The organism is Bdellovibrionales bacterium, from assembly GCA_018266295.1.
Taxonomy (GTDB): domain Bacteria; phylum Bdellovibrionota; class Bdellovibrionia; order Bdellovibrionales; family Bdellovibrionaceae; genus JACMRP01.
On record JAFEAQ010000006.1, the window covers coordinates 308,177 to 329,786 of the forward strand.

At 49.7% G+C, this 21,610-nt stretch carries 16 protein-coding genes; 10 read left to right on the forward strand and 6 right to left on the reverse strand.

Annotation, left to right across the window (positions count from 1 at the left end; genetic code table 11):
- Positions 1-115 precede the first annotated feature (115 nt).
- Positions 116-604, forward strand: coding sequence for a YceI family protein (locus tag JSU04_05635; protein ID MBS1969765.1), 489 nt, complete (start codon positions 116-118; stop codon positions 602-604).
- Between the two features lie 29 nt (positions 605-633).
- Positions 634-1,020: a hypothetical protein gene (locus JSU04_05640; GenBank protein MBS1969766.1), complete on the forward strand. Its 387-nt coding sequence runs from the start codon at positions 634-636 to the stop codon at positions 1,018-1,020.
- Between the two features lie 43 nt (positions 1,021-1,063).
- Here the strand turns inward: JSU04_05640 and JSU04_05645 are convergent, their stop codons facing one another.
- Both JSU04_05645 and JSU04_05650 read right to left on the reverse strand, forming a co-directional pair.
- Positions 1,064-1,711, reverse strand: coding sequence for a hypothetical protein (locus JSU04_05645; protein MBS1969767.1), 648 nt, complete (start codon positions 1,709-1,711; stop codon positions 1,064-1,066).
- Positions 1,712-1,722: 11 nt separating this feature from the next.
- A complete protein-coding gene (locus JSU04_05650) occupies positions 1,723-2,892 on the reverse strand; it encodes a hypothetical protein (protein MBS1969768.1) in 1,170 nt (389 codons plus the stop codon).
- Positions 2,893-3,073: 181 nt separating this feature from the next.
- On the opposite strand from JSU04_05650, the gene JSU04_05655 reads away from it, so the two are divergent.
- From JSU04_05655 to JSU04_05665, 3 genes are all read left to right on the forward strand, one after another.
- Entirely contained in the window at positions 3,074-4,795 is a 1,722-nt protein-coding gene (locus JSU04_05655; GenBank protein MBS1969769.1) for a DUF2785 domain-containing protein, read from the forward strand.
- 1 nt (position 4,796) lies between these two features.
- A complete protein-coding gene (locus JSU04_05660) occupies positions 4,797-5,309 on the forward strand; it encodes a hypothetical protein (GenBank protein MBS1969770.1) in 513 nt (170 codons plus the stop codon).
- 69 nt (positions 5,310-5,378) lie between these two features.
- On the forward strand, positions 5,379-6,335 hold the full coding sequence (locus tag JSU04_05665; protein MBS1969771.1) for a phospholipase A: 957 nt from the start codon (positions 5,379-5,381) through the stop codon (positions 6,333-6,335).
- Between the two features lie 69 nt (positions 6,336-6,404).
- On the opposite strand, the gene JSU04_05670 is transcribed toward JSU04_05665, so the two are convergent.
- Positions 6,405-7,961: an FAD-dependent oxidoreductase gene (locus tag JSU04_05670; GenBank protein ID MBS1969772.1), complete on the reverse strand. Its 1,557-nt coding sequence runs from the start codon at positions 7,959-7,961 to the stop codon at positions 6,405-6,407.
- Positions 7,962-8,083: 122 nt separating this feature from the next.
- Here JSU04_05670 and JSU04_05675 point away from each other — a divergent pair, with 122 nt between their 5' ends.
- From JSU04_05675 to JSU04_05695, 5 genes are all read left to right on the forward strand, one after another.
- Complete coding sequence (locus JSU04_05675; protein MBS1969773.1) at positions 8,084-8,698, forward strand: 2OG-Fe(II) oxygenase; 615 nt, start codon at positions 8,084-8,086, stop codon at positions 8,696-8,698.
- Positions 8,699-8,710: 12 nt separating this feature from the next.
- Positions 8,711-10,504: an ABC transporter ATP-binding protein/permease gene (locus JSU04_05680; protein ID MBS1969774.1), complete on the forward strand. Its 1,794-nt coding sequence runs from the start codon at positions 8,711-8,713 to the stop codon at positions 10,502-10,504.
- Complete coding sequence (locus tag JSU04_05685) at positions 10,476-12,371, forward strand: ATP-binding cassette domain-containing protein (protein MBS1969775.1); 1,896 nt, start codon at positions 10,476-10,478, stop codon at positions 12,369-12,371. The genes JSU04_05680 and JSU04_05685 overlap by 29 nt, the downstream gene beginning before the upstream one ends.
- A 120-nt stretch (positions 12,372-12,491) precedes the next feature.
- Positions 12,492-13,874, forward strand: coding sequence for a magnesium transporter (mgtE, locus tag JSU04_05690; protein ID MBS1969776.1), 1,383 nt, complete (start codon positions 12,492-12,494; stop codon positions 13,872-13,874).
- On the forward strand, positions 13,874-14,554 hold the full coding sequence (locus JSU04_05695) for an RNA pseudouridine synthase (GenBank protein MBS1969777.1): 681 nt from the start codon (positions 13,874-13,876) through the stop codon (positions 14,552-14,554). The genes mgtE and JSU04_05695 overlap by 1 nt, the downstream gene beginning before the upstream one ends.
- Before the next feature lie 194 nt (positions 14,555-14,748).
- Here JSU04_05695 and JSU04_05700 read toward each other — a convergent pair whose 3' ends face one another.
- From JSU04_05700 to JSU04_05710, 3 genes are all read right to left on the reverse strand, one after another.
- Entirely contained in the window at positions 14,749-15,264 is a 516-nt protein-coding gene (locus tag JSU04_05700) for a transposase (protein MBS1969778.1), read from the reverse strand.
- 502 nt (positions 15,265-15,766) lie between these two features.
- Positions 15,767-17,113, reverse strand: a complete 1,347-nt coding sequence (locus JSU04_05705; GenBank protein MBS1969779.1) for a hypothetical protein — start codon at positions 17,111-17,113, stop codon at positions 15,767-15,769.
- Positions 17,114-17,351: 238 nt separating this feature from the next.
- Positions 17,352-21,596 carry a hypothetical protein gene (locus tag JSU04_05710; protein MBS1969780.1) on the reverse strand — a complete coding sequence of 1,415 codons (4,245 nt, stop codon included), beginning with the start codon at positions 21,594-21,596 and terminating at the stop codon, positions 17,352-17,354.
- Positions 21,597-21,610: the final 14 nt, after the last annotated feature.

Consider the following 21,610-nt stretch of genomic DNA (forward strand, 5'->3'; position numbering starts at 1 on the left):
TTATCCGTGGCCATTTTTTACAGGGTTTTTCACGTATCAAAGCAAGACTTGGACCTAAGACAGCTTCACTCCCAGGCAACGCAAAGCTACTATATTGTTTATAAGAGGAGAAACCATGAAATTAGCCACTATTATTCTGCCAGTAGGTGCCCTTCTGTTCAGCTCTTTGACGTGGGCCGCTTCAGCGACTGTTGACGTTACATTGAGCCCGGCGGGTTCGTTTAAAGGTAAAACAGCGGACGTAAAAGGCTTCGTCACTAAAAAAGGCGACGAAGTTTCCGCACAAAATATCGTTGTAAACTTGAAGTCTTTGAAAACAGGCATCGAGCTTCGCGATAAGCATACTCAAAAACATCTTGAGACCGAGAAATTCCCAGAAGCTGTTTTGCTTTCTGCAAAAGGCAAAGGCGGCAAAGGCACGGGTAAAATCCGTATCCGCGGTGTTGAGAAAGATATTTCCGGCACTTACAAGGTGAACGGCAACGAACTTGAGGCCGAATTCAAATTAAATCTGGCGGATTTCAAAATTACCAATGTAAAATACATGGGTGCCGGTGTTGAAGACGAAGTTGTTCTTCACGTAGCCGTCCCAGTAAAACCGTAATTAGCGAACGTCGAAACAAGGATGAACCGATGAGAAAACTAATTCCTGCAGCACTCACTACTTTGGCAATGCTAGCTCCGTTGGGCTGCGGGAAGGTTTACAATTCATCCACCTACGATGCGACGACATATGGCTCAGCCGACGGGAGCGCCCAGTTCTTGGCGGCTCAAGCCATCATCAAAGCAAACTGCGCCTCTTGTCACACTCGCCCGTCTCACCAAGCTTGGGCCGGCATGAGCGAAAAAGACTATATCAGCCAAGGCCTTATCAAAGCCGGCAACCTCACAGGCTCGACTCTTTACACAAAAATCCTAGGCAACCGCACAAGCACGCCAGGAAACATGCCAGACGGCGGAACTCCATTGACGTCAGACCAACTCACGACAATCGAAAACTGGATCCTGAACATCCCTTAAAAAAGAAGAGCTCAAATTCCGTTCCAACCACCTCTTGGAATGACTACAATCGGTAAGCAAGACCAAGGCGCCAGTAGATAGACTCATCCTTGTAGACCATGCCGAACGCCTGAATCATTTCAATTTTAGGATTAAATCTCACGCGCATATCTACGAAAGCGCCCGTAATTAAATCGGAGCCAGAAATAGCTGTCACATCCGCAGAACTTCCCGCGGGCCACTTGCCTTGCTTATAGAACATCGCTAGGTCAACACCGAAATCCGTGCGCGGAGTCCAACGATAGAATACGCGAGGAGATACCCGAACGGCCCACCAAGGCACACGCGCCTGGAAGTAACTGAGGGTTCCACCCTTTTCCCCGCCGACCGCGCTCCCACCGAGAACGCCACCACCGAATCCCCAACCCCACGTCGGGCGGTACCAGTTTTTTTCAAGACCCAAACCAAAACCGTAGTACAGCGCCTGAGAATCCTGAGTTGCTCCCGTCGTACTGTTGGAAACTGAGAGTTTTTCAAACCAAGAGTTATAATCGAAAGTGATGATGTATTTCTCGATCCCCTTTTCGATTAAGTAATTCCTGCTATCATCCATGGTCTTCATTTGACCACGGTCCATTCCTCGATTGTGCTGAGCGAATGCTGGGAGCGTGAAGAGAGTCGCAACAAAAACCATTACAAAGAAATTTTTCATGCGCATCCCTCCTACAATGACAAGTGGAGCTGAGCTTGCAACATCCACTGGTCCTTGGAAACAGTTGTATCCGCGATCGAGCGGCCATTCACAAACGTTGTTCTAAACTCCATGCGCGGCGCCGGGAACATCAAAAGGCCGAATGTCCAACGCGTCTGATCCGGAGTCTCCGGCGACAAAGTCGCATTATAGTACTCAATTTGCGAAAGCAGATTATAACCACGAGTGATGAGGTAAAGACCTTCCAGCATCAAATAGCCTCCCATCTTAGTGCTGGGTGCAATGAAGGGACTGTCTTTCACGAAGCCGACCTCAGTGAGCAAGCTATTGCCTTTATCAAGGCCGAGCTTGGAGTGAACTTCGAAGCGTTTCTTTTCGACGTAATTGTTTTTAGACTGCAAGTAAGAAAAGCCGACGCGGTTTTTCTCAGCCACATCGTACTCAAACATCACGGAGCCACCCTTTTGACGGACATCAGCGGCCTCTTGGGCGATGTTTCCGAAGAAGACATTTCCGGTGAGCTCCCAAGCACCACCGTAATATTGCGCGATGATGCCATCCGATTGGTCATTTTGCGCAACGCCCGTGACGGCGCGGCTAAAAGCGGTATGGTCGGCGGTACGAATACCGTAAACCTTATCCATCAAGCCAATATATGTGAAGAGCTTCTTCGTTGGTTGCCAACGGAAGTAATGCTCGCGCGAGATTAAGTTTTTGTCGTTAGACTCTTTATTTGCCTGCTGGGCCATCGGTGTCGGCTGATAACCACCAGAAACCACGAAGAGATACTTCGCCTCTTGATCCAATTGGATGGCGACGTTCAAATCCGCCTGCATCGTCACATACTTTTTAACAGCGGCTTGGCTGCCTGGATTATTTACGAAATAAAGACCGCGGTATTTGATCCCCGGGCGGATCCACCAAGGGAGTTCCGTGGAGCCCAAGAAGCCTGATTTTGCGGCAATTTCTTCTTCAGAAAGCTTGTCGTTGAAGATCTTGCGGGAAGCGATCTCAGTCGTAAAGAGCGCTCGACCGTAGTCGTTCAATGGGCCATTCCCTTGACTGTTATAATGACACGTCAAACAGGAGTTATAGCCGTAGGAAATAAAGTCAGGATACGCCTCACTCGTTTGTGGGGCAAAAATCCCGGCCAACACCAAAATCGGAAGTAGTAAGATCACGCTGCAACCTCGTTGAATGCTCATAAGTGTATGGGTGCTTTTTCTTAGGAGCAAACCAAAAATTGTCACAATGATCAGAACTTTGTCACTCCGGGCCTAGTTATATTCATCCTGGTGCAGGGCGATTAAGAACTTGAGGGACTCATAATTGCATCTCCGATGCCGGTGCGAGGAGTGTGAGATGCAAATGAAACGACTTAAACTGACAGCGGCAATACTGGGTTGGACTCTATCCTCAATGGCTTTTGCCCAACAGGACCGCTCTCCCGTGATCGCCAACAAGCATTTTATTAATAATGCTGTTCAAGTGCAGATCACTCCCCGTGGTTTGAAGTACTTTGAAACTCAACTTTCCACGATTCTCGGAAATTTAGGTTACAATTTCTCCGAAGGTTACTTCCCTGCTCAAAAAATCGTCTCTGAAAAACCCATTGATATGAATGAACTCGGGAAAAAAAATCCTGAGGCTTTAAAAACATATCTTATGGTGAAAGACATGCTGACAAAATGGCTCGTCGGCTTCTCTTTGACAGATCATCGCCCGGTTGTAGAGATCGGCGAATCCGGTTACTCCGCAGCTTTTACTCGATTTGCTTTGATTACTGATGAAGCACTCATGAATCAGCTCGGCAAACGTGACGGCGCTGTTTTGGCAATCGACCTTGAGGTGAAACGCCTGACTGTGGCGACTCAGGCCGTGCGCGTATGGGATATGAACAACCTTTCCTTCGTCAAAGTCGGCATGGATGACGTCAGCATCACCGCGGGTGATGATAAAACTCCTCTGAAAGTGCGCCTGCCTTTCTATATTCGCATGAATGCTCAAGGAAATATCGATTTTGAATCGCTGGAGATTCAAGAAAACCTCGCGGATATTCCTTTAACTGTAAAATATAAGAAATTGATTGTTCCGCAAGTGGCCGTCGAAGTCGATGGACACAAGTATGTGATGAACACGGATCAACTCAGACAGACCATCGACGAGCAGTTGCCGACGATCTTGGTGGAAGTTCGCAAGTACTTAAGCGACTTCGCCAAGAAACAGCTCCCGGATATGCTCAATCAAAAAGTGAAAGAGAATCTTTCAGGGGCGCTGGAACAGGTGCAAGACATGGTGGCCCCTGGCCAAGAACCTAATGACACTCGCCCTGCCTTTAAATGGGGCTTGAAATTGACCGACTTCCGATTGAAACAATCGCTTGGTATCAGTTTGGCAGCTTACGCAGAAGACCCGGTGAATCCGAACGTCAATCTGGCTCCAGGCATGGGCTCCCGAGGAGTGCCAACTTTGAACCACTTGCCTGTTGCAAACTACGATATTGCGATGACCTTGGATCGCGGTTTGATAAACAGAATTTTGCAACTGAGTTTTTTGCGCAAAAACTTTGAAAAAATTCCGCAATCTGACGGCACTTCCCTCAAGTTGACGGAAGCACCGTTGTTGGACTATATCACTCCACCAGCAGCGACGACAGACAAGGAAACTTATCTGAAGTTGAAAGTCAGCGTAGAGGTGGAACCGCACAAACCGCTGTGGCTGGATGACAAGGTGATTCTGTCTTTCGATCTTGTTTGCAAATTGCGCCGTTCGCAAAAAGGTGACGAGGGCATGGAAATCGCCCAGCAATACATCGATACGAATTCTGTTGTGATGGATAAAAAATATTTAACTATCGCCGGAAAAATCGCCGAGGGTCTTGGCGGTCAAGTGACCAAAGGGATCAAGGAAGAACTCAAAACCCGCAGCAAAGACTGGGTTAAAAATAATGAAACAATCCCGGGGTCTCTGGATCTGCCTCCAGCGTTCTTGGGAATGAAACTAGATATACAAAAAGTAACCATGGATCCAAACGGTCATCTTTTGATGTACCTTAATTACAAAAACGCTTTAGGAGTAAAATAGTATGAGATCCCTTCAATTCTTTTTCATCAATGCGCTGACTTTGATTATCGGCCTGGGTTTGATGAGTGGATCTTTTTCCGCAAACGACGCACAAGCCGCTCCGACGGAAACAGTTCCAACCATTCAAATTCAAAAGCTCGGCAATTATAAAGGCCAGTATCTGACGGCGTTCTACGCAGTCGGCACTCGCCCGTTCTTGTCGACGGACTCTAGCCAGTTCACTCTATCTGAAGTTAAAGAGATCAAGAGTGTTGTGATTGGCGCAGACTTTGTGACATTGCCGCCGGTGGATTTACAAAAGCAAGGCTTCCGCCCTGGCTACAACCTCGTGGTGGTGGCGGTTTCTCCGGCTCCTGATTTCAGCCTTGTGAATGCTGACGGTTCACCGATCGCGGGCATGCCTGCGACGGCAAACCATCGTGCGACGATGCTTCGCTCATTCTCAAAGGCAGAGATTGAGTCTTTGGCGGCTGGCCAAGGGTTGCCGGACGGTTTGGTTCTGACTCTGCAGTAATTTTGCTGAAGGGAACTCCTTTCTTGGGTTCCTTTCTTAAAAAGTGTTCACCTGTGAAAAATTGTTTATTTGAAAGGCGTCTTAACCGGCGCCTTTTCTTTTTCGCGCTTGGCAGTGAGTGACGAATCCGTCGACGGAACTTCACTTTCGTTTGTGTTTGATCCTTTCTATTCTGGTCTTGTGAAAACGCAAACGCGGGACTTCTTCATCATTGTTTTCTTCTTGGTTTCTCTGCTTCACGGAGCTATGGGGCGAGCCGAAGTCAGCGAGGACGCAAAACCCGGCGGGGAAGTTCCGATCCAAACTCCCCTTGCTTCGGGTCATCTTTACGAAGATCTGAAGGATCGCGACGACAACACCATCTTTCGCCACAAACCGGTATACTTTGCTTATAGCAATCCGCTGACGAAGGTGCAGCTGAGCTTCCGCTCGGCTTTGATTGACGATTGGCCATTGTACTTTGGTTATACGCAGGTCATCTTTTGGAAGCTTGGCGAAGACTCCAAGCCGTTTTTAGATGCGACTTACAATCCGGAGTTCTTTTACACATGGACAATCAAAGGTCATAAGTTAAAAACGCTGGATCTTGGAATCTGGGAGCATCAATCCAACGGCAAAGGCGGCACGGACTCGCGTTCTTTCGATCAATCTTACTTGCGTTTCAATTATGCCTTTGAAACTCGAAGCTGGGTGATCGCCGCTTCGGCGAAGTTAAGTTATATGTACAACAACGATCAAGAGAACCAAGACATCGATGACTACATCGGTCCGTGGGAATTCAATCTGAAATTCATTCAAGTCTTTCCGGGGATCATCGATAAAAGCGAGCTCGGCCTGACAGCCCACCCGGGCGGCCAATGGGGCACGGATTGGGCGAAGGGCGGCTACGAAGTTTCGTACAGCTTCCGCTTGGGCGGAGTGAGGGTCGTCCCCGCTTTTTATATTCAATACTTCACCGGCTACGGCGAGACGTTACTCACGTATAATCTGAAGGAAGATCAATATCGGTTTGGTTTGTTATTTTAGTAAGAGCCCGGGGCCTGCCACGACTCCTGGCCTGAGCGCGGGTGCGGAGCCAGCCCCCAGCGCGACAAACTACGAAAAAGTGCCCGAGCGGAAAGCTTTTTGCAGGGCTTTTTCGGCCGCGGCGATGCCGGCTTCGATGGCGCCGTTCATAGTGCCGGAGTCCGCGAAGTTCCAGTGTTCGCCACCGAGGAAGAAGTTTTCTTGAAGGCCTTCTTCGGTCAGTGCTTCTAGATATTTCAAATAATTCCCGGGAGCCAGATTAAAACGAGAACCCTTTGCGTAGGGCTTTTGGCTCCAGTTCACAACCAGGGCGCTTTCTTCAGACGTCATGTCCTTGTAGAAATTCTTCAGATCCTGGACCGTTTCCTGAACGGCGCTCACGCCCGTCGACTGCCCCACACTGCCGCCACGCTGAGATGTCAGCAAACCACGCGTGCCCTCTTGCCCGCGCGAACTGTCCCAGTAACTTTGGCCCAAAAGCTGACCACGGAAAACTCCCTGGAAGTTCGGAGTCGTCTTGTTTTTCTTTTTCCACGGCGGCTCACGGAAGGTGCTGATCACTTTCGAATGAGTTCCGTAGGTCGCACCAGCGATAAATTCTCGGGCCTTTCCAAGCTGCAGCGTCTGAACGCCGTCAATGTCCTTCAAAACCGAGAACGGCAAAGTGCAAATAATCTGACGAGCCCAAATTGTGTCCGAGCCTTTCGCAGTACGGAACGTGCACTCATAACCACCGGACTTCGAGCGAACTGAAATCAGCTGATAACCGAGCTTCAAATTTGTATCCGGCACAATCCCCTGCACGCGCTCACCAAGAATCTGCGCCATGCGGGACATACCGCCCTCCGCCCGATAAAATTTGGGCGCTGTCACGCGGTTCGCACGCTCTTCCAGATCGAGCCTCACGAGGAAATGCAGCAAGTTGATATTTTTGCTGTCCACCCCCCACTCAGACACGCACAGATTTTCAAAGCACTGCAACGTGCCCTCATCCATCCCGCCACGAACTGAGCCCAACAAGTCCGCTAGCGACTGCTGGTCAAGCTCTTTCAGCGAGGGGCTCATAACTAAAGAACGCGCGTTGATTTCTGTTGAGAATGAAGCAAAGGCGTCCACTTTTGTCTGCGCAAGCTTCGCAATAAGCGGCTTTAAGTTTTTGCGAAATTCTTTTTCGCTGACAACTTTACCGTTCAGCCAATAAAGCGCGCGGTCCACTTTAGGATCATAAGTAATGTCTTGAATGGCAAGATTCAAATCTTTGCAGAGCTGATGCACAGATGTGTGCGAAGCTTCGAAGAACTCCGCTCCGAGCTCTGCATACTGTTCGTCGGGATTTGCGTGCAACATCGTTTGAATACGACCACCGACACGCTCCGAAGCCTCAAACACGCGATAGGGAATTTTGTTTTTCTTTAAGTGATAAGCCGCCGACAAACCGGCAATCCCGGCCCCCAGAACCATCACTTCTTGTTCCAAGTGATTGCTGTCACCCACCACCCACCGGTCAAAGCTCGAGCATGCACTCAAAGCAACGGTCGCAGCAGAACCATAAGCGGTTTTAGTTAAGAAACCGCGACGGGACTGTGAAAATGGACGGACGCCTGAAAACGATTTCGTCTTCGCCATTTCCTCCGTAAGGATTCTCATCAGATTTTTAAAAACCATCGTGCGCGCCATGCTCGTTATTTTGGCGCGGTTTTTAGTCCTGAGGCAAAGAAAAAGTCTCGGTTTTTGGCGATTTCTAGAGTATGAACAACATCATGCAAGCCCGCGACACACTGCTTGAATCTCTTGAAGAAAAAGGCTGGGCGTTTTCCGATGACATCATGCCAAAGGAACTCGCCGAAGAGCTTTTATTCGAATGCCAGAAATCATGGCACGATGGGCTCTTCCGCGAGGCTCAGATTGGCCGCGGACAAAGTAAAAATCTCGACTCTGAAATCCGTGGCGATTCCATTTTGTGGCTAAATTCTGAGCAAAAAGACAGTGCAAGCTCCCGCTTTCTGCAATGGGCCGCGGAACTCCGTCGCGAGCTCAATCAGCGCTACTACTTGGGACTGAACTCCGAGGAATTTCACTTTGCTCGCTATCCCGCAGGAAAGGGCTATCAGAAGCACATTGATCAGCATCGCGGAACCCTGGCGCGCAAGATCTCGCTGGTTCTCTACCTCAATCCGCAATGGGGCACCGAGGACGGCGGCGAGCTTTGTATCTACGATCCGCAGAACGAATCTTTAGAAGTGCAACGAATTTTGCCAAAAGGCGGGCGCCTGGTGCTTTTCCGCAGTGACCTCATCCCGCACGCAGTTTTGCCGTGCTTCCAAACGCGCTGGAGTTTGACCGGCTGGTTTAGAACGGACTAGGATCTGCTTCTGATGAAGCCGCTCATTTACGATGTCATTTTCACTAGAATTCATGCTCGCCTACTCATCGTTTTGAGTTCCCTGGCGGCCACGATTTTTGCGCTCTTCGGCCCTTACTTTCAAAAACTTTTTGTCGATGCCCTCACCGGCCAGCCAACACTGCTGCCAATGGGACTTCATGCAGGACCGATTGCCCTGATCGCCTTGGCATTTATCAGCGTCTTTGCTTCGCAGGTTTTGTTTCAAGCTTCGAATTATCTTGGCATGAGTGAATCCGTTCACATGCAAGGCGTCTTCTCGCAGAGAATTTATCAGAAGACTCTGGATCTGCGCGTGGACACTATGAGCAGCCGCCCCGTCGGCGAGATCATTCAGATCTATGCGACGGATATTCCGGGCTCGACCATTTTGCTGGAACAAACACTGACGGCGGGAGCTTCCACACTCTTTCCTTTAATCCTGGCGCCTTTTGCTATTTCACTGATCTATGATTTGCCGCTCTTGCCGACCTTATTAATGATGGTTTTCATTTCGGCGCTGAATAGCTTTATGGCCTTCCGTCAGTCGAAGTTCTTCTACCGCTTTAAGCAGCTCGCCGGCGATCGCATTGCTTTAGTCAATGAGTGGATTCAAAACATCCGCACCATTCGCATCCTCGGGTGGATTACTTACTTTGAAAAAAATATCTTCGCCAAACGCCAAGTGGAAACAAAGAACCGCGTGATCATGGTGACGAACGGGCAAGTGATGAATGCGCTATCAAGCTCCATCACATTTATTCTGAACGTCGTCACTTTGGCTTCACTGATTTACTATTCTAAACGCCAAGTCACCAGTGGCGAACTCCTCGCGCTTCTTTGGATTGTCGGCGTGTTTTTGACTCGCCCCTTCCGCCAGATGCCTTGGTTTTTTACCTTTGCCTTTGATGCCTGGACGTCATTATCACGTCTTGAGAGTTTCCTGCGCGTGACCAATGAAAAGCCCGCCGCCAACGAAGGCCATGGCCCTAGTGATACAGACGTCGTCAACAAGGTCGTTGACGACGGCAAAACCGGCGATGTGGCTCTTGAGGTTAAAAACTTGAGCCTTTCTATCGGCGGCAAGAACATCCTGAGCGGTATCAACCTGAGCGTGCGCGATGGCGAGTTCGTGGCCATTGTCGGCGAAGTCGGCGCCGGTAAATCCATGCTGCTACTTTCTCTGCTCGGTGAAACCGGTGCGCAAGTCGACAGCTATCAAGTTCAAGGCAAGAACGCCACGGCGATGAGTTTGCACGACCTTCGCGGACACTACGCTTACGTTCCGCAAGAGGGTTTCATCATGAGCGCCAGCCTGCGCGAGAACGTGGCCTTCTTGTATGACATTGAAGCTGAGCGCGATAATGATGTTGAAGAGTCCCTGCGCCTGGCGCAGTTTGAAATCTTTAAGGAGCGCGTGGAAAACGGCCTTGCCACTGAAATCGGCGAGCGTGGCGTGAATCTTTCCGGCGGCCAAAAACAGCGCGTGAGTCTTGCCCGCGTGCATTTCCATAAGGCGCCGATTTTACTTCTCGACGACTGCCTGAGCGCCGTCGATGTCGATACCGAGGAAAAGCTCTTCAGCCAACTTCTTGACGGCGCTTGGGGTGAACGCACACGCCTCTTGGTCACTCACCGCCTGAGTGTTCTTCACCGCGTGGACAAAATTTTCTTCATGCAAGAGGGCCGGATCATCGACCAAGGCAAGTTCAGCGAACTCATGAGCCGTTCGCAACTCTTCCGTGAATTCACTCAAAGTGTTGAGGAGACCGCCCATGTCGAAGCCTAAGTACCTCTCGGACGGCGAACAACATGGCGGAACCGGCTATAGCCTGACGGTATTTCTGACTTTGAAAGAAGCTTATCGCCCGTTCATGGGCCGTATTCTGACGACGTTTATCTTTGGCATCATCGGGCGAACTCTTTTGCTCGCCAATGCCAACGTGATTGGCTTCTGGGTGGATAGCTTCTGTAAACCCGAGCACGGCATTCAATGCAAACCAGTGCCGGGCTTCTTGCAGGGCTTTGCTTCAGAGGACTATTTGAAACTCCTCGGCGCAATGGCCGTGATCGGTTTCTTTTGCACCCTGAGCTTCCGCGTGGTTTTCTCGCGCTTGTCCGCGCAAGCCATCAGCCGTCTGTATGACGAAGTGACTTTGCGGACCTCCCGTCTGCCGATGAGTTTCTTTGATGCGACTCCGGCCGGACGGATTATCACGCGTTTCTCGAGTGACTATGGCAATGTCTTCCGTCTGTTCGGGGGACCCCTGGCTGAGTTTTTCTCGATCATTTTTGATTTGATGGTCATGGTGGTCCTTATCACCGTGGCAAGTCCGTATTACCTCATTTTTGTGGTGGTGGTTGCGTGTCTTTACTATGGCCTTTACCGCTTAAATCGCCAGACTCTGCGCCAAGCCCGCCGCGAACTTTCGGCGAGCCGCTCGCCATCGATTGCTCACTTTGCCGAAACCACTCAAGGAGCGAGCACCATTCGCTCTTTCCGCCGCCAGGAATCTTTCGTTGAGCGCTTTACTCGCCTGGATCGCTATTTCCTGCAGCAGAAAATGAAAACCACCGGGCGGATTGTAAAATACGCCATTCAGATGAACAGCCTGTCGGCGCTGTTGCTGCTGATGACAGGAATCGCGGCTTTCTACTTCGTTCACGGGGGCATGGCTTCCGTGGGGTCTGTCGGGGTGGCGTTTAGCTTTATTGCTCTTTCAGGAAACACCGTTCAGATGTTCTTTGAGTGGTTGACTCAGTTTGAAGAGGCCATGATTGGCGTTGAGCGGTTGGACCAGTACCTGCGTAAGGACATGGAGCCGGGCAACTTGCTCCCGTCATCGGCGGAGTTCAACACCGGGCATCCTCGTTATGAAGCGACTCTGGAGAAATACCTCCACAATCGCCGCCTGACCAACGACCGCAGTGCTTCGGTGCAGGTCGATGGCCTGTGGTTTAAGTACCGCGAAGACCTCCCGTGGGTTTTGAAAAATGTGAACTTCGAAGTCAAGGCCGGCGAGCGGCTGGGCATCGTCGGCCGTACCGGCAGTGGTAAATCGAGCCTTATTCAGGCGCTGTTCCATCTTTACCCGCTCCAAGAGGGCCGTATCGCGATCAATGGTTTTAGTCCGAAAATCCATGCGACTGATACGGGCATGGACTTGAACCTCTATCGCCGCTCGATTGCCTTTATTTCACAGGACCCGGTTTTGTTCCAGGGCACTTTGCGGAGCAATCTCGACATCGAAAACCAGCTCAGTGATGAGCGTCTTTATCAAGTCCTCGATCAAGTCGGCCTCAAGGAATGGGTCGAACAACAGCGCGACAGTCTCAACATGAGAATCGAAGAGCGCGGCAAAAATCTGTCCCTCGGTGAACGGCAACTCGTGTGCATGGCCCGGTGCCTGCTCCAAGAAGCTCCTATTGTGATTATGGACGAAGCCACGAGCTCAGTGGACCCCCAATCCGAAGAGATTCTCGTCAAAGCGACCGAGGAATTTTTCTCGGATCGTACACAAATTATTATTGCCCATCGCCTTTCGACCCTTGAAAAGTGTGACCGGGTATTATGGTTACACAATGGAGAGATCCAAAGCCTCGGTCCGACCCATGAAGTGCTTCCGCGCTTTGAAGCCGCGAACCTGAATCACTGACCTTTTTGAAAAAGATCCCTTAAGAATTAAATGGTTGAAGTCGATAAGAGATCGGCGTACAAACAGCACAACTGTTGAAATTCTAAATCGGCTATAATGTCTAAGCTTCGAGGTGGTTGCATGGACTCTGAAAATAAAAACCTCAGTCAGGAAAACGCGGAAGCCACTGCTTCCTCGTCTCACAAAGAACTGACTCAGACTGAAGAGCAATTCTTCAACCTGTTTGAGAACTGGTCGGCTTTATCGACCTCCGAGCGCCGGGAAAAATTCAAAGAATTGCCGCGGACTGAAGCCGAGGAACTCTTCCTCAGCCTTAAAACCCATGACCAAGTAGAATTGCTCGAAGAGGCCACTCCTCTTGAGAAACGCTCGTGGGTTCGCTTGCTTGCTCCCGATGACGTGGCCGATTTGATCCAGGAAATGGGTTCAGAACACCGTGATGCGGTTCTGGGGCTGCTCGATCCACAAACTAAGCGCGAAGTGATCGCGCTCTTGGCCTATGCAGAAGACAATGCCGGGGGCTTGATGAGCTCGCGCTTTATTCGTCTGCGCCCTGACATGAGCGTGGATGAGGCTATTAGCTACATCCGCATTCAAGCCAAAACCCAGGTTGAGACCATTTACTATGCCTACGTTCTAGCTGCCGACCAAACGCTGTTAGGCGTTGTCTCATTCCGGGAATTGTTTGCTTCGACTCCAGAGAAAAAGATTAAAGACATCATGACTACGGATATGGTGCGCGTCCTCGTTGATACGGACCAAGAGCAAATCGCAAAGCTCTTCTCCAGCCATGATCTGATGGCCGTGCCGGTTGTCGATGCGGGCGACCACATGGTCGGTATCGTAACTTTCGATGACGTGGCCAGCGTTCTTCAAGAAGAAGCGACCGAAGATATCCATAAGCTGGGTGCGGTTGAAACTCTCGATGCTCCTTATTTGAAAATCTCTTTGGTTGAAATGATTAAAAAGCGCGCCGGTTGGTTGCTGGTTCTCTTCTTGGGTGAAATGTTCACGGCAACGGCGATGGGTTATTTCCAATCGGAAATTGAGCGCGCAGTGGTGTTAGCGTTATTCATTCCGCTGATTATTAGCTCTGGTGGTAACTCCGGTTCGCAAGCTTCGACATTGATCATCCGTGCGATGGCCCTTGGCGAGGTTCGTCTGCGTGACTGGTGGCGCGTTTTGGGCCGCGAGATTTTAACGGGCTTGGCGTTGGGCTGCTGCCTGGGCGCCGTTGGTTTGACTCGTATTTTACTTTGGCCCTCGAAAGAACAGCTTTACGGCCCCCATTACTTCCTTGTCGCTCTGACTGTGGCTGGAAGTATCGTCGGCGTTGTGCTTTGGGGTTCGCTCTCAGGATCGATGCTTCCGTTCTTGCTGAAGAAAATGCGCTTTGACCCGGCCTCTGCTTCGGCTCCAGCCGTTGCAACTCTGGTGGACGTGACTGGTTTGATTATTTACTTCTCGGTTGCCAGCATGATTCTCCATGGAGTTCTACTGTAATGAAACAGCCGCAACAAAAGCTGCCGCATCTTAAAATCCTGCAGGAGTCCGCAGATTGGCTCGTGGTCGACAAACCGGTGGGACTCTCGGTTCATAATGAAAAGGTCAACGTTTTGACTCTGCTCACGCAGATCAAGCGCAATCCAAACTTGTCATTCCATGCAGTTCACCGCTTGGATGCCGAGACCAGCGGCGTTTTGCTTGTTGCAAAAGACGCTGAGATTGCCGCAAAGCTGTCTGAAGACATGCAAAAAGATTCTCGCAAACTTTATCAAGCCGTTCTTCGCGGCGAGATGAAAGAAGACGAAGTTTCTTGGGACTGGAAGCTTTCGGATAAGGCCGAAGGCCGCAAGAACCCGCAAGGTCTTTTGAAAGACCGAAAAAATTGCGAGACTCTTGTACGCGTCATCGAAAAGACGAAGTACTTTACCTTGGCGGAGTGTGAGATTCTCACCGGCCGTCAGCACCAGATCCGTAAGCATTCGGCTCTTGCGAAGCATGCGATCGTTGGCGATAAACGTTATAATGATCCAAAGTACAATGAGCGTATTGCAAGCATCTATGGCGCCGAGCGTATGTTCTTGCACGCCTCTGAGCTTCGCATGCGTATCGGCGGTCGTGAAACCGTCTTCACCGCTCCCCCGCCGGCTGAATTTAAAGCTCTGATGCGCGGGAAATAGTTTTTTCTTTCGTGCGGTCCGCCCGCGTGCGTGAGTACTGGCTCCGCACTTCTTCCTCCGTCCGTGCTAGCTGCCGCCGGCGTTCGTCCATCCATGGGAATCGAGGACCTATCCTCGAGCTCCAGTAAGTCCGGCCATCCGGGCCGGCCTTTCGGCATTCAGTAATGACTTTCTCTCCAAAGCATTTACAAGAATCAAAGTACGTTCTTCGGCAGATGTTTATGTGAGCTTTTGGCTTTCTTTTTTCTCACGAACAGTCCGCGTCCTTCTAAATCGTTGAGTTCGTGATACTTGATCACAGTTTTAAACTGCTTTCCCCAGGATAAAATCTTAGTAAAGGGGCGAAGGTCAAAAAGGCCTTTTAAGGATTTTCCTTTTAGCTTTGAAAGTAGGCTTACAAGAAGTGATGTGATGGTTCTGATAAATGCTAAATAAGCTTCACGCGATGGAAGTTTAATCAGCAAATGAATGTGTGACCAGTTAAGTGAAATCTCGTAGAGCTTTATCCCATACTTTTCTGCATGAGATTTTATCAAAGACTCAATTTTTCTATTCCCAAGAGCAAAACAAGAACTCCCAGTACTTTTTAAAATGAGATGAATAGGATTTTTTACTGATAGAGGTCTTGCAGTTTTTCGTTTGCCAGCAAGTAAGCTTCCGCCAAATTCTTTTTTATAATCTTTGATAAAACCAAAGCCCGTCTGTCTCATAAAACCCCCGATGAATATTCCCTACTATACACCCTCTAAAAAAATCATTCCCCTCTACATCGCCTGGCCGACCACGATGGTCGGACAGCCCCGTTCTCACGGACGGAGGACCATCGCGTAATCAAGCGACTGGGCGAGCATGCACACCTCACCGCAAACCACAGAAAAGAAAATCCCTCTCCACAAAATCAGAGAAACTTATAACACGATTTTTTAGAGTGAATTCCCAAGCGCAAACCTAACGCAATTCAAATCACTCGCGAGAGCGCGTAATACCTTCGCCCCGCAGAGATCTCTTACAGAAATAAAAACACAAGGACCCGCACGTAATCTCGCGCCACAACCGAAGCCACCCACGCAAAAATCACGTCAATGCTAATTTAAATAATTCGTATTTCGGATAGCGTCGCTTTTCGCGGTGTCGCTCTGGAGGGAAATAAAAAACCCGCGTCTTTCGATGCGGGTTCTTTGGATTGTTTTTCGATTGTTTCAGGCGCTGTGATTACCAGATGTTGTATTTGTAGTTGCTCTTACCTGTGTTGTACTTGTACGGATTTTTTGTGTTGTACTTGCCACCGTTGTTGTTTTGTTGTTGGTTGCAGTCGCTGTAGTTCCACTTGTAGCACCATTTGCCACCTTTGTACTGCCAGCAGTTCTTCCACCAGTGAAGTGGGCGGCATTTGCGGTGATTGTGGTGGTGACCGTGGCACTTCGCTTTACCCTTCAAGCAGTAGTCGATCACGACTGTTGCACCTGCAGGGATCGGGCTAGTGACTGTGACTACGTTACCTTCGATTGTGAACGTTGCAGCGACGCCGTTAACAGTTACTTTTACAGTGCTTGGATCCACATTATCGTGAGTCAATTCGAACTGAGTCTGGATTGAAGAACCTTGACCAGCCAACTCCGCGATGGAAGCCAAACCGTCAGAGATATCATCGTGAGCGATGTCGATTGCAACACCTGGGCTCAAAGCTACCATGTCGATGTAACCGTAACCGATTTCTTTACCTGCTGGAGCCGGAGAATCAACATAAGTGATTGCAGAAACTTGCAAGTCTTGTGAACCCTTCAACACATGCAGACGATTTGTCAAACCTGCAGCCGTCAAACCTTCACAGTCACGGATGCGAGCGTCGATTTTAACTGGATCTGTTTCAGCTGGAACACCTGCTGGGATTGCAGCACAGATGTCACGGCGGTCCCCGATGAACACAACTCCAAGAGCAGCGTCAGCGCGGAAGAAACCAAGACCTTGTGATTCAGAAAGCAATGCTGGAGTCGTGATACCGTTGAAGAGTGAGAACATGCCCTCTTCACCGCCACCAGAATCTGGATCAGCAACTACTTGAGTCAGCTTTTGAGACAAGTAAGTTTGGATGTCAGCATTAGACAATTCAGAAGATTTCAAAACGATGGGCTCAGAAGCTGCGCGGTACAAGCGGCCTGACCAGCTTGAAGTGCTACCGTGTGAAAGCATCACAGCGATATTAAAGTCAGCTGTTGGCGGCAATGTTTGAACGAAAGCATCAATTTCTGAAGCGATGAAGGCTCTTTGTTCAGCGATAGAGTCTGAAGTTTGAAGTACGAAAAGAACGTCTACTTTACCAGTAGGGTTTGAAGCTACTGTATAAGTGTCTGTGAAACATTTCTCTGAATTCTGCTTGCAAGTGTGTTTGATTCTGCTGCTAACAGTTTTCGTTTCGCTAACGACTCCTGCGACGCTGGCGTCATCAATGACTTGTGTGGATTGAGCGTCTGAACCGCCCTTTGCGCAACCGATCATGCTTAAAGCAAAACCGATGATCATGAATACATTTGAAAGTCCGAAGCTTTGTGTGCCTCTCATTTTTGGCCTCCTACCGTTACTAACCGTTACGATAGAAGTACAGAGCAAGGGGGGTGCCACCGGGACATTCCGGGCGCTTTCCAGCTTAATTCCACATAAAGTTGCTTACTTTGTCTAAACAAATGACAACTGCCGGGCCAAAAACGGTTTTTCCCGGTAGCAGTGACGAATATAGGTATGTCTCAGAGTGAGAACGGGCCCCTGGAGAGATCCAAAGCCCGCCTCTATATATTAGGTATTAGTATTGGTAGTCGACTTTGATCTCTGTGCCCACTGAAGGAGGCGCATCGAATACGACCTTATTGCCAATGACTGTATAACCGATCGTTTGAGCTGGTGTGAAAGTCACCTGAACGGAGCCAGCCACCGGCGTATGAGCGAGCTCCACGGAGTTTGTAAGCGTTCTTACGCTCTCCCCGATGCTCTTAAGCGTTACAGAGTAGTCCGGCGCACAGATACTTGTGCTGAAACCACCCGTGAGGTTCACCGTCTGGTCGATCAAATCGCCGTAGAAGCTGAAACCACCGCTGCCGACTCGCATTGTATCAAGACAAGTCGAATCGCCTGGTTTCACGATAATGCTATAAACCTTCAACTTTTTGCCAGTAGTGCCCCAGTTGTTATTAAACGCAGATACCAACTGAGCCGGACGGTCTTTATAAGTCGCACCACCCGTTTGTCTTTCATCGGCGTCACTGAGAATCACGATGGCAAGATCCGAATCCTGACGGAAGAATCCGTTATTATCTGAGTTGAACTTATTCATGGCCGTCGTCGCAGAAAGTAACGGTTCACTCGCACCCGATGGGCAAGTCCCTGTATTCAAGCAACCCGCAGTCTCTGGACGCTGGATCGAGTTGTTAAACACAGTGCTGTAGTTCGGTACTGACGGAGTCAAAATCTTGCTATTGAAACCAGTCATTGTCAGCAATGAACCGCAGATACCGTAAGGACCTGTACTGCAATCCGTTGTCGTAATACCGATCTGCCAATCGATGGATTTCAACTCTGTTGCAAAGCCTGAGAACTTCGTACCCAATGAAGCCTGCTTAGGATCCATTGAAGCCGAGTTATCATCGATGAACAAGATATCGATCTTACCGAAAGAAGCGTCACTGATGAATGTTTCAGAAGCACCATCAGATTCACGTCTATAAGTCGCAGTCACTTGACCGACGTTACCCGCAGCGTCTGTTTGTTTCGCTGTGATAGACTTCGTGCCAAGTCCGGCTGTGAAAGTCACCCCAATTGAGAACGCACCCGCCGTACAAGCGCCGCTGGTGCTTGTGATGTCGCCAGTGAGAGAGACTGTCAGACCCGTTTCGCAAGTTCCTTTCAAAGTCACTGCAATTGGAACTGCAGTGCCTGGAACTGGATCAGTGATAGTGATAACAGGCGCTGCAGTATCGCGCATAAAGCTGCGAGAGGCTTGACCCACGTTACCGGCAGCGTCTGTTTGAGTTGCTGTGACTACTTTAGCGCCGTCGCCTGAAGACGCGCTGACGTTTGCAGAGTATGCACTGCTTGTACAAGCCACTGTCACTGGGCTTGCAAGGCCGGCACCAGCCAACACAACGTTGAAACCCGTTTCACAAGCACCTTGAACTACGAAGCTTGCGCCCACATAGCTGTTAGCCGCTGGTGAAGTGATTGTGACGATTGGTGGATCTATATCACGAACAAAGTTACGTGAACTTGTACCAACGTTGCCAACAGCATCCGTTTGAGTTGCTGTGACCGCTTTAGTGCCGCTACCCGCAGTGAATAGGATATCACCTGCGAAGACACCGCTCGCGCAAGCCACCACAACAGGAGTCGCAACACCTGAGCCCGCAAGTGTCACGTTCAAGCCCGTTTCACAAGTACCACTGACATTGAGACCGTCTTTAGCCACAGTGCCTTCAGCGGGAGCTGTGATCGCCACTGCTGGAGGAGTCGCATCTTTATTATAGTTACCAGTCACTTGAGTGCTGTTCCCCGCACCGTCTGTCTCAGTCACAACAACTGTTTTAGCACCGTCGTTGTCGCTGAAAGTGATGGTTGAAGAGTAAGTCCCGTTCACACAAGTCGTCGAAGACGCACTTGCAACGCCAGAGCCTGAGAAATTCACAGTCAGACCTGTTTCACATGTACCAGTAATCGTAAGACCTGTACGGCCGGTAGTTCCGTTAGCTGGGTTTGTGATAGTCAATACTGGGGGTGTTGTATCACGGAGATATGTTTTAGAAGCTGTCGCTGTATTACCGGCGCCATCTGTCTGCTTCGCAGTGACTACTTTCGTGCCGTCGCCATTAGAAACAGTCACGTTGGCAGAGTATGAACCAGAAGGACATGTCACGGTCACTTCAGCCGCAAGACCCGCACCGCCAACAACGACATTTAAACCCGTTTCACAAGCACCTTGAACTGTGAAGTTCGTTGGCAAGTATGTATTTGCCGCAGGCGAAGTGATTGTCACTGTTGGTGGAGTTGTATCGCTCACGAAAGTTCTAGAATCAGAACCCGTGTTACCTGCCAAGTCAGTTTGTGAAGCCGTCACTGGTTTATTACCGCTGCCCGTGCTGAACACGATCGAAGCTGCGAAAGTACCTTGAGCAGAGCATGGAGTCACAACATTTGCTGAAACCCCTGTTCCTGACAGGGTCACATTCAAGCCCGCTTCACAAGTACCGGCTACATCAAGACCTGATTGGCCTGTTGTGCCTGCATCTGGCGAAGTGAATTTCACCACTGGAGGTGTTGAGTCACGCAAATAAGAGCCATCCGCTGTCGAAACGTTGCCAGCAGCATCCACTTCTTTTGCATTTACTGCCTTAGCACCGTCACCGGCACTCAAAGCAAGAGTGATTGTATAAGTACCGCCCGAGCTACAAACCACAGAACCTGCATTGGCAATGCCTGCGCCCGTGAAATTGATAGTCAGACCCGCCTCACACGCACCTGTCAAAGTCACAGAGGTATTGACAATCGTGCCGTTGGCCGGAGAAGCAATAGTCAATTTTGGCGGCAATGTATCGCGCAAGAATGTGCGTGATGTAGAACCGGTGTTACCGGCAGCATCCGTTTGCGATGCGATGACCTCTTTGTTGCCATCAAGCGGAGAAGTCGTCACCATTGCAGAGAATGTACCCGCAGCACAAGTCGCCGTCGCTGTCGGCAAGATTCCGCCGCCAGAGAGCTGAACCATCAGACCCGCTTCACAAGTCCCAGTGACTGTGAAAGAAGAGCCCACATAAGTACCGGCAGCCGGGCTTGTGAAAGCCAACACCGGAGCGATTGTATCAACCATGTAATTTTGGTTTGCAGTACCGACGTTACCGGCAGCATCTGTTTGAGTTGCGACAAGAGTCTTAGTCCCTTGACCTGAAGTGATTGCTGTTGTCAGAGTCCAAGCACCGCTTGAGCAAGCCACTGTTTTAGCGGCACTCAAGACAGAGCCAGACAAGACCACGTTAATACCTGTTTCACACGCTCCAGAGAAGGTGCTGTTTGCAGGCAAGTAAGCATTTGCCAAAGGTGAAGTGATTGTCACTTTTGGAGCGATTGTATCTTTGATTGTATTTTTGGAATCAAGACCGAAATTGCCGGCAAGGTCGACTTGGTAAACTTGGAGTTTTACCGGACCATCCGCACCCGGCATAGGAATGCTGGCTGTGAAGGTTCCATTTGTACAAGGCACATCCGGAGCAAGGCCTGAACGGAACTCCCCGAGTCCCACTGGCAAACCGGATTCACAAGTACCGGAAACGGTCATAGCAGAAAGATTTGTAATTGCAGGAATTGCAGAGGTGATTTTAACAGCTGGCGGAGTTGTATCAATGCTCATCGCTGTTGAATCTTTACCTTGGTTACCGGCGCGGTCGATTTGGCCGGCGATGATGTCTTTAGTACCATCGCCGCTGCTTGTTTGAATTGTGGCGCTGAATTGACCGTTTTCACAGTCCGTAGAAATTGGAGTTACGATACCAGGACCATAAATCAAAACAGGCAAACCTGTTTCACAAGTTCCGTTGATGACAGAGGTCACAACGTTGGTCGCTAAAGAAGAAGCGCCGTTAGTGATTTTAACTGCTGGAGGTGTTGTATCTTTTTGAACGCAAAGACGGTCGACAACATCTGTTCCATCGCTTGCAGTTTTCTGAGTTACTACGAGGTCTTTTTGACCATCACCGCTTGAAAGCGTGTAAGTCGTTGAGAAACTACCGGCATTACAAGCCACCGTTGTTGGGGCACCTTCCATGCCCTCTTTAATATCTACCGGAACGCCAGTTACACAGCTACCTGTGACAACAACTGTATTGGTCGCAACTGTATCAATGGTTGGATAAAGAATGATAGGACCATCATTCAACCCGAACTTCGCTGAAGTATCTGGAGCTTTACAGGCGACATCCTGCCCAAGGAAAGTGAGTTTAGAGCACGCCGTTGTCGTCATCAAAGCTGTTAAGCCAAAAAGTAGCGTGAGTGTTTTAATTTGAACCATGGACGTCCCCCGTA

What these genes read in the sequence shown, in the direction of transcription:
- JSU04_05675 (MBS1969773.1), top strand. Translation starts at nt 8,084, where the DNA reads ATGAACAACATCATGCAAGCCCGCGACACACTGCTTGAATCTCTTGAA.
- JSU04_05640 (MBS1969766.1), top strand. Translation starts at nt 634, where the DNA reads ATGAGAAAACTAATTCCTGCAGCACTCACTACTTTGGCAATGCTAGCT.
- JSU04_05700 (MBS1969778.1), bottom strand. Translation starts at nt 15,264, where the DNA reads ATGAGACAGACGGGCTTTGGTTTTATCAAAGATTATAAAAAAGAATTT.
- JSU04_05670 (MBS1969772.1), bottom strand. Translation starts at nt 7,961, where the DNA reads ATGGCGAAGACGAAATCGTTTTCAGGCGTCCGTCCATTTTCACAGTCC.
- JSU04_05655 (MBS1969769.1), top strand. Translation starts at nt 3,074, where the DNA reads ATGCAAATGAAACGACTTAAACTGACAGCGGCAATACTGGGTTGGACT.
- JSU04_05660 (MBS1969770.1), top strand. Translation starts at nt 4,797, where the DNA reads ATGAGATCCCTTCAATTCTTTTTCATCAATGCGCTGACTTTGATTATC.
- JSU04_05635 (MBS1969765.1), top strand. Translation starts at nt 116, where the DNA reads ATGAAATTAGCCACTATTATTCTGCCAGTAGGTGCCCTTCTGTTCAGC.
- JSU04_05705 (MBS1969779.1), bottom strand. Translation starts at nt 17,113, where the DNA reads ATGAGAGGCACACAAAGCTTCGGACTTTCAAATGTATTCATGATCATC.
- JSU04_05680 (MBS1969774.1), top strand. Translation starts at nt 8,711, where the DNA reads ATGAAGCCGCTCATTTACGATGTCATTTTCACTAGAATTCATGCTCGC.
- mgtE (MBS1969776.1), top strand. Translation starts at nt 12,492, where the DNA reads ATGGACTCTGAAAATAAAAACCTCAGTCAGGAAAACGCGGAAGCCACT.
- JSU04_05645 (MBS1969767.1), bottom strand. Translation starts at nt 1,711, where the DNA reads ATGAAAAATTTCTTTGTAATGGTTTTTGTTGCGACTCTCTTCACGCTC.
- JSU04_05710 (MBS1969780.1), bottom strand. Translation starts at nt 21,596, where the DNA reads ATGGTTCAAATTAAAACACTCACGCTACTTTTTGGCTTAACAGCTTTG.
- JSU04_05695 (MBS1969777.1), top strand. Translation starts at nt 13,874, where the DNA reads ATGAAACAGCCGCAACAAAAGCTGCCGCATCTTAAAATCCTGCAGGAG.